This window comes from Klebsiella indica (genome assembly GCF_005860775.1).
GTDB lineage: Bacteria > Pseudomonadota > Gammaproteobacteria > Enterobacterales > Enterobacteriaceae > Klebsiella > Klebsiella indica.
Genome location: NZ_VCHQ01000016.1, coordinates 184,004 through 191,451, shown reverse-complemented (window position 1 = coordinate 191,451; position 7,448 = coordinate 184,004). Strand labels below are relative to the sequence as shown.

At 51.2% G+C, this 7,448-nt stretch carries 9 protein-coding genes; 6 read left to right on the top strand and 3 right to left on the bottom strand.

The genetic code is table 11. From position 1 onward, the window contains the following. Together FE839_RS13440 and ompW are read right to left on the bottom strand one after the other, a co-directional pair. Positions 1-636 (bottom strand): IS630 family transposase (locus FE839_RS13440; RefSeq protein WP_138361308.1); only part of this gene is annotated, 636 nt, incomplete at its 3' end. Positions 637-1,472: 836 nt separating this feature from the next. Further along, positions 1,473-2,111 (bottom strand): outer membrane protein OmpW, encoded by a 639-nt coding sequence (gene ompW, locus FE839_RS13435; RefSeq protein ID WP_138361307.1) that lies wholly within the window; start codon positions 2,109-2,111, stop codon positions 1,473-1,475. A 312-nt stretch (positions 2,112-2,423) separates the two neighbouring features. On the opposite strand from ompW, the gene FE839_RS13430 reads away from it, so the two are divergent. The 3 genes from FE839_RS13430 to yciA all read left to right on the top strand — a co-directional run bounded on the left by FE839_RS13430 (position 2,424) and on the right by yciA (position 4,459). Further along, positions 2,424-3,167, top strand: coding sequence for a YciC family protein (locus FE839_RS13430; RefSeq protein WP_138361306.1), 744 nt, complete (start codon positions 2,424-2,426; stop codon positions 3,165-3,167). A 54-nt stretch (positions 3,168-3,221) separates the two neighbouring features. Further along, positions 3,222-3,761 (top strand): septation protein A, encoded by a 540-nt coding sequence (locus tag FE839_RS13425; RefSeq protein WP_138361305.1) that lies wholly within the window; start codon positions 3,222-3,224, stop codon positions 3,759-3,761. A 299-nt stretch (positions 3,762-4,060) separates the two neighbouring features. After that, the gene (gene yciA / locus FE839_RS13420; protein WP_138361304.1) at positions 4,061-4,459 is read left to right on the top strand and encodes an acyl-CoA thioester hydrolase YciA; all 399 of its coding nucleotides are present in this window, start codon (positions 4,061-4,063) and stop codon (positions 4,457-4,459) included. Positions 4,460-4,491: 32 nt separating this feature from the next. Here yciA and FE839_RS13415 read toward each other — a convergent pair whose 3' ends face one another. After that, positions 4,492-5,028 carry a YniB family protein gene (locus tag FE839_RS13415; RefSeq protein WP_138361303.1) on the bottom strand — a complete coding sequence of 179 codons (537 nt, stop codon included), beginning with the start codon at positions 5,026-5,028 and terminating at the stop codon, positions 4,492-4,494. Positions 5,029-5,158: 130 nt separating this feature from the next. On the opposite strand from FE839_RS13415, the gene hxpB reads away from it, so the two are divergent. The 3 genes from hxpB (at position 5,159) to FE839_RS13400 (ending at position 7,415) form a co-directional block, all read left to right on the top strand. Beyond that, positions 5,159-5,827, top strand: coding sequence for a hexitol phosphatase HxpB (hxpB, locus tag FE839_RS13410; protein WP_138361302.1), 669 nt, complete (start codon positions 5,159-5,161; stop codon positions 5,825-5,827). A 144-nt stretch (positions 5,828-5,971) separates the two neighbouring features. Continuing rightward, positions 5,972-6,733, top strand: a complete 762-nt coding sequence (gene kduD / locus FE839_RS13405) for a 2-dehydro-3-deoxy-D-gluconate 5-dehydrogenase KduD (protein ID WP_138361301.1) — start codon at positions 5,972-5,974, stop codon at positions 6,731-6,733. 91 nt (positions 6,734-6,824) lie between these two features. After that, positions 6,825-7,415: a metal-dependent hydrolase gene (locus FE839_RS13400; RefSeq protein ID WP_138361300.1), complete on the top strand. Its 591-nt coding sequence runs from the start codon at positions 6,825-6,827 to the stop codon at positions 7,413-7,415. The last annotated feature ends 33 nt before the right edge of the window (positions 7,416-7,448 follow it).

Here is a 7,448-nt window from a genome sequence, read left to right as displayed (position 1 = left end):
CTCCGGGGCCTTCAGATTCAGCGCCCCCATGATATTCAGCCGTGTACGACTGCCTGTTGTTTTTACCGCTTTTCTCTGGCCTTTACGTATCCAGCCATAACCTATTTTGGTGGCCTGAGTCGGATGGACAGCATCAATAAAAAGAACCGGTTCATCACCCGCGGTGGCTTTGAGTTCTTCATAATATTCAATGAATTGCTTTTGTTTCTCTTCACTGAATTTATGCGGGACGCCTGACGTTTTTTTGTAAGTGAAACCGTTCCGGTGCAGCCACTTATTCATTCCCGGAATACTGAAAACGATGTTCCATGTCCGTGCGACAAACGCGACGATATCACGGGTATGGTAAAATAAATTATCGGATAACTGGCTGATTAAAAAGGCCGTTTGTTCAGCGCTGAGTTTGCTGTCTGAGCCTTCATTTTCGGGCTTCAGCTTGCCTTTGTTCAGAAACTCGCTGATATGGTGGTCAACAGTAGTCTGATGCAGGCGCAAAGCCTGAGCTATCATGGATGAACTCCAGCCTTCGGAGGCCAGAAGGATAGCTTTAATACGATCCCGGACTCGCCCGTCACGACTGGAGTCATGAAGACGCTCAAGTTCCGCTTTTTGTTGGTCAGTGATGAAGATTTTCATGGGGACAGCATGATCTCCTGTTACTGAAAAATCAAGCATCTTCAATGATCACGGGTATATATTTGCTATTTCTTATCACAATCAAAATGAATTGCACAACTTTTCTATCTAAATGTTCGCGCAAAAAAATCGTCTGACCGTTTCTTCAGGACTCATATCATAAATTAAAAATATCTTTATTCCTGTGTAAATCATAAATTGCCGCTATTTTTCCCTAAAATGGGCGCTTTTAATAAATCCACTAAATATTTCTGTGCATAGTAATATGCCTCAACTAATTTAAGTCGCAGGGCAAACAGCACTCACACTGAAGGAACCGCTGAAAAAAATCCTTATTTATATGCGAGCTTTTTCAGCAACGTTCATATAAAGCGCATGTTGGCAGGGTGTACCGTAACCCGCGGGCAGAATTGTTATCGCGAGGTTTAGCGGGAATGTTCCCTATCAACCCAGTTCTGCACTGCTACCATCTGCATCGCTCAGTTTGGTTGATGGGCCGTTAGCGAAGGAGGTTACAGGCTTTCAGAACCGATGTTTTACCCTGCCCCTCTTTCCACACTTCCCTGGAGCTATGACAGCGACCAGACCGCCAGAGGGCAGCCCGAACAGCGACGTTTTTAACGCCGATTGAAAAAAATCGCTTCCGCACAAAAGTTGGGGTTGATATCTCAAATGAGAAATATTATCTTTCTCACTACCGAATAGTTGAGTAAACAACTCAGGTATTCGGTACGACATTGCTCACATTGCTTCCAGTATTTTTGCCCGCACTTGTGCGGGCTTTTTTTTGTGGCTTACAGCAACCGGCCATGCAATGACCGGTTTTGCAGACGACGTTAGAAACGGTAGCCTGCAGAGAACATAAACACCCACGGATCCAGACGGACACTGTCGTGCTGCTGAGCGCCAGCCAGTTTATAGTTCGCGGTGGTATCGATATCCATGTACCAGACCGACATGTTAATCAACCAGTCACGGTTAATCAGGTAATCCATCCCCACTTGTCCCGCCGCGCCCCAGGAATCTTTCAGGCTCAGGTCCGATATCCCCGCGTTTTTCCCGTTGTCGTTGACACTTTCATCAAAGAAAGTGGTGTAGTTAATCCCCACGCCAACATACGGACGCAGCTTGCTGCTGGAATCGCCAAAGTACCACTGGGCCATTAATGTCGGCGGCAAATGGTGAACGGTGGCAATGTTACCGGTTGCCGCCGTCCCGACCTTATGACGGAATGGCGTCGCCGCCAGGAGTTCAACACCGATATTATCCGTTGCCATATAGGTGAATGTCAGGCCCAGTTGCGTGTTATTGCTAACATTAAAGCCCCCCAGACTCCCCAACGTACCGCCAGCACCCTCTGTCGGCCTTACCGTCGCGGTCCCCGCGCGGACAAAAAACTCACCCGCCTCATGAGCCGAAACGCTACTGGCAGAGAGACTACCCAGAATAACAAACGCCGCTGCTAATTTTTTCATTATCCACTTCCTCATTATGGTTATTCAGCGCAAGTATATACCCATAATGAAGTATGTTTGATCCAACATAGATCACATTAAATCGCTAAATTTAACATTTATTGATCCAGATTAATTTTCACTATTATGAGTGGAATCAACGTTCAATAAGCCACATCAAATTTCCCTTTGCAGTCGTAATGGGATAAATCATCACTCCCGGCAGCAATTTACAAAGATATACTCAGCGCGCCAGAGCAGAGAGTGATACCCAACAGCGATTTGCGGTACAATCGCCCGCTAGTTAACATCGGCAATACTCAAGGAGAATGCATGTCTATCACGGCAAAGTCCGTCTACCGTGACACTGGAAATTTTTTCCGCAATCAGTTCGTCACTATCTTGCTGATTGCGTTGCTATGCGCGTTCATTACGGTAGTGCTTGGTCATGCCTTTTCACCCAGTGAAGAGCAATTATCAATTTTGAGCGAAGGCGACAGCCTGGCAGGCAGCGGCGGGCTGTTCGAGCTGGTCCAGAACATGACGCCGGAGCAGCAGCAGATCTTACTACGGGCTTCCGCTGCCTCTACGTTCTCCGGCCTGGTGGGTAACGCCATTCTCGCGGGCGGCGTTCTGTTGATGATTCAAATGATTTCCGCAGGTCAGCGCGTCAGCGCCCTTCGCGCAATTGGCGCCTCCGCGCCGATGTTGCCAAAGCTGCTGTTACTGATTCTGCTGACAACATTTGTGGTGCAGATGGGGATGATGCTGGTGCTGGTGCCAGGCATACTGCTGGCTATTGTGCTCTCTTTCGCCCCTGTCATGCTGGTGCAGGATAAAGTCGGTATTTTTAGCGCCATGCGTAGCAGTATGCGCCTGGCCTGGGCCAATATGCGCCTGCTGGCACCCGCGATAATCGGCTGGCTGCTGGCGAAAACCCTGCTGTTGCTGTTTGCCTCCAGCTTCGCGGTATTGACGCCAAATGTTGGCGCGGTGGTGATAAATACCATCAGCAATCTGATCTCCGCATTGTTGCTGATCTATTTATTCCGCTTGTATATGCTTATTCGTAACTAACTTAATCTGGCGCGAGGTATCTCCCCGCGCCATTCTGAACGACGGAATTGATGTATGAAGCAGTTTCTGGATTTTTTACCGCTGGTAGTCTTCTTCGCATTCTACAAGCTGTACGATATTTACGCCGCGACGAGCGCGCTGATTATCGCCACCGCCATCGTGCTGATTTATAGCTGGGTACGCTATCGCAAAGTCGAGAAGATGGCGCTGATTACCTTTGTGCTGGTTGCGATATTTGGCGGGCTAACCATTTTTTTCCACAACGATGAGTTTATCAAATGGAAAGTAACGGTTATCTACGTCCTGTTCGCCAGCGCGCTGCTGTTCAGTGAATGGGTAATGAAAAAACCGCTGATCCAGCGCATGCTGGGTAAAGAACTGACCCTACCGCAGCAGGTGTGGTCGCGTCTGAATCTGGCATGGGCGCTGTTTTTTATTCTCTGCGGGCTGGCGAATATCTATATCGCTTTCTGGCTGCCGCAAAATATCTGGGTCAACTTCAAGGTCTTCGGCCTGACGGCTCTGACGCTGATATTCACGCTGCTGAGCGGCGTTTACATCTATCGCCATATGCCTCAGGACGACAACCACTAAAGCGCGATTCCCCGGCACGTATCCCGCGTGCCGTTTCCCGCAGGTACAAAGCCCCGCCGCATAAACGCTGTTTTGCCAGGCAGTCCGACTGTGGACGGTTTTTCTCTGCAACGCCCTGCGGTCAGTCGTGTCGGCATGTCTATTCCTGCACGCCGGGATCCTCCACGCTGAATGAGTACCGCGTCCGGAAACGGGTATCTGTTCTTGCCCCGCCCTGACAGGCATATTCCCCTATTCTCTCCACGCCATTTTCGTAGTAGCATCGCGCCTGATCATCTTTGACGGGTACAGAGTATAGAATGGCGACAACAGATCTCGCGCCGAAGGGCGAAATGGTTTTACGCACCCTGGCCATGCCAGCTGATACTAACGCCAACGGCGATATTTTTGGCGGCTGGCTGATGTCGCAAATGGATATTGGCGGGGCGATTATGGCGAAAGAAATTGCCCATGGCCGCGTAGTCACGGTACGCGTCGACGGCATGACCTTTTTGCGCCCGGTGGCCGTGGGCGACGTGGTGTGCTGCTACGCTAATTGTATAAAACGAGGCAACACCTCGGTAACAATCAATATTGAAGTATGGGTAAAAAAAGTGTCGTCCGAGCCGATCGGCCAGCGTTATAAAGCAACCGAAGCGCTGTTTATCTATGTTGCGGTCGACAGTCAGGGCAAACCGCGTGCGCTACCTGCCCAGTAAATCAGCCAGCCCGGCGTGACCGGGCCCGTTGATTACAGAAAACCGAGCAAAGAGAAGAAAAAGTATCCCAGTACAATACCGATCACCGGCAATACGTACAGCGGGAAATACTGCACCAGAATCGTATGGCGTGGCACCACAATGCGTTCAGCAATCTGCTCACGCGTCAGCCCTTCCGGCCCTTTGGCCTGTTCCAGAATCAACTGATCCTCGACCCCTTCGCGCAGAAACTTCGCCTGACGCCCCATCCGCGCGCCGGAAGCCTGTAACGCCATGCCGACGAACAGCAAAATATAGATCACCCAGAAACCGATATTGATACCGTGTTTAAAATCCGGCAACGGCGAGTTATACCAGAACAAATTGAGGAATGGCGTGTTAAAGCGAACCATCTCAATCATTACATGCGCAAAGTCCATCATTACCGCGTCAATCCCTGGTTTTTTCTCGCTATGCTCATACATAAACTTCAGCACGGAAATCAGCGTCGAGATCGCCGCCGGGATAAACACTACCCATCCCAAAATGCGTTTAAGTACTGCAATGCGTCCAGCTTGTTGATACGTCATGGGTTCCCCTTGTTAAGACGCCTTATCCATTTTCAGTCTACCCTCATCGGCGAATTTCGCCCAATCATGCGCGGTATGATATACCATGAGGAGCGATTCGTTACCTGATTACGCTACCGGAGAGGGACTTATGTCAGCAAGGCACCAGATTCACGCCGCGATTTTTGATATGGATGGATTATTGATTGATTCTGAGCCGCTATGGGATAAGGCGGAACTGGAGGTGATAGCCAGCCTTGGCGTAGATACTCGCCGCCGCGGCGAAATGCCTGATACGCTGGGGCTGCGAATCGATTTAGTTGTCGACCTGTGGTTTGCACAGCAGCCGTGGCAAGGTCCGGATCGCGCGGAGGTCACTGCGCGAATTATCAACCGCGCCATCCAGTTGGTTGAAGATGCGCGCCCGCTCCTGCCCGGCGTGCGAGAAGCCGTCGCGCTGTGTAAAGCCCAGGGGCTCAAAATCGGTCTGGCTTCGGCTTCACCGCTGCGGATGCTGGAAAAAGTCCTCACCATGTTTGAACTAAGAGACCAGTTTGACGTCCTCGCCTCGGCCGAAATGCTGCCCTTCAGCAAACCGCACCCGCAAGTTTATCTCGACTGCGCGGCGAAACTCGGGGTCAGTCCGCTGAACTGTGTGGCGCTGGAAGACTCGGTAAATGGCATGATTGCCAGCAAGGCGGCGCGTATGCGCTCAATCGTCGTTCCTGAGGCAGAAAACAGCCGCGATCCACGCTTTGTGTTGTCTGACGTGAAGCTCGCGACGCTGGAATCCCTCACGGTGCGCGACCTGCTGGGCTGAAGTTGCGGTACAGGATATATCAACGGCCCGCTATACCTTTTTAATTAAAACAATGTTTCATTTTAATTGTTTTTTTCTCTTTTGCCCTCTATGCTGATTTCACAGGCGCTATTTGACGCATGAAATCAGCATACAGAGGTGCATATGGTACTGAACGCCTTCGACCTTACGAATAAGGTCGCTATCGTTACGGGTTGTGATACCGGGTTAGGCCAGGGGATGACGCTGGGTCTGGCGCAGGCCGGATGCGATATCGTCGGCGTTAATCGGCGCATTCCGCATGAAACGGCGGAAAAGGTTCTGGCGCTAGGCCGGCGGTTTACTCCCATTCAGGCCGATCTGAGCCGTCAGGATGACATCGACGCCATCGTAAACCAGGCCGTTGCGGCGATGGGACGGGTGGATATTCTGGTCAACAACGCTGGCACGATTCGCCGCGCCGATGCGATCTCCTTTAGCGAAAAGGACTGGGACGATGTCCTCAATCTGAACCTGAAATCGGTATTTTTTCTTTCACAGGCCGTCGCGAAACAGTTTATTCGCCAGGGTGATGGTGGAAAAATTGTCAATATTGCTTCGATGCTCTCTTTCCAGGGCGGTATTCGCGTGCCTTCATATACCGCATCAAAAAGTGGCGTGCTGGGGATTACCCGCCTGCTGGCCAATGAATGGGCAAAATATCACATCAATGTTAACGCCATTGCGCCAGGATATATGGCCACCAACAATACGCAGCAGTTACGGGACGATGCTGAACGCAGCAAAGAGATTCTTGACCGCATCCCGGCCGGACGCTGGGGAATTCCGGACGATCTGCAAGGACCGGTGGTCTTTCTTGCGTCCTCCGCCGCCGATTACATCAACGGATTTACCCTCGCGGTAGACGGTGGATGGCTGGCACGTTGACGGTTTTGTGACAAAGAGTTACACCGTCACCTCTTCCCCGCACTGTATAAAAACCCTATACTGTATAAATTGACAGTTTAGGGTTTTTATCATGACAGCGGAAGGCCACCTCCTTTTTTCTATCGCCTGTGCGGTATTTGCGAAAAATGCGGAATTAACCCCCGTGCTGGCCCAGGGTGACTGGTGGCATATTATCCCTTCCGCCGTGCTGACCTGCCTGCTGCCCGATATCGACCACCCCAAATCTTTTCTTGGGCAGCGATTAAGCTGGATATCAAAGCCCGTGGCGCGCGCCTTCGGCCATCGTGGTTTCACCCACAGTCTGCTGGCGGTATTTGCCGCGGTCGCGCTTTTCTCACTGAAAGTGCCAGAGAGCTGGATCATTCCGGCAGACGCGCTGCAGGGGCTGGTACTGGGTTATCTCAGCCATATCCTCGCCGATATGCTGACCCCGGCGGGTGTTCCACTGCTCTGGCCCTGTCGCTGGCGTTTTCGTTTGCCGGTGCTTGCGCCGCGCAAGGGGAATCAACTGGAACGCGTGCTCTGCATCGCGCTATTCGTTTACGCCGTATGGCTGCCGCAAAACGTCGCCGAAAACAGCGCAGTACGCTGGTCGTCGGAGATGATTAACGCCCTGCAAATGACGTTTCATCGTCTGATTGGTCCCCCGTTCAGGCAATAAACCAGCAAAAAAACAAAACGGTTATAATCAATT

What these genes read in the sequence shown, in the direction of transcription:
- FE839_RS13425 (WP_138361305.1), top strand. Translation starts at nt 3,222, where the DNA reads ATGAAGCAGTTTCTGGATTTTTTACCGCTGGTAGTCTTCTTCGCATTC.
- FE839_RS13430 (WP_138361306.1), top strand. Translation starts at nt 2,424, where the DNA reads ATGTCTATCACGGCAAAGTCCGTCTACCGTGACACTGGAAATTTTTTC.
- yciA (WP_138361304.1), top strand. Translation starts at nt 4,061, where the DNA reads ATGGCGACAACAGATCTCGCGCCGAAGGGCGAAATGGTTTTACGCACC.
- FE839_RS13415 (WP_138361303.1), bottom strand. Translation starts at nt 5,028, where the DNA reads ATGACGTATCAACAAGCTGGACGCATTGCAGTACTTAAACGCATTTTG.
- FE839_RS13400 (WP_138361300.1), top strand. Translation starts at nt 6,825, where the DNA reads ATGACAGCGGAAGGCCACCTCCTTTTTTCTATCGCCTGTGCGGTATTT.
- hxpB (WP_138361302.1), top strand. Translation starts at nt 5,159, where the DNA reads ATGTCAGCAAGGCACCAGATTCACGCCGCGATTTTTGATATGGATGGA.
- ompW (WP_138361307.1), bottom strand. Translation starts at nt 2,111, where the DNA reads ATGAAAAAATTAGCAGCGGCGTTTGTTATTCTGGGTAGTCTCTCTGCC.
- kduD (WP_138361301.1), top strand. Translation starts at nt 5,972, where the DNA reads ATGGTACTGAACGCCTTCGACCTTACGAATAAGGTCGCTATCGTTACG.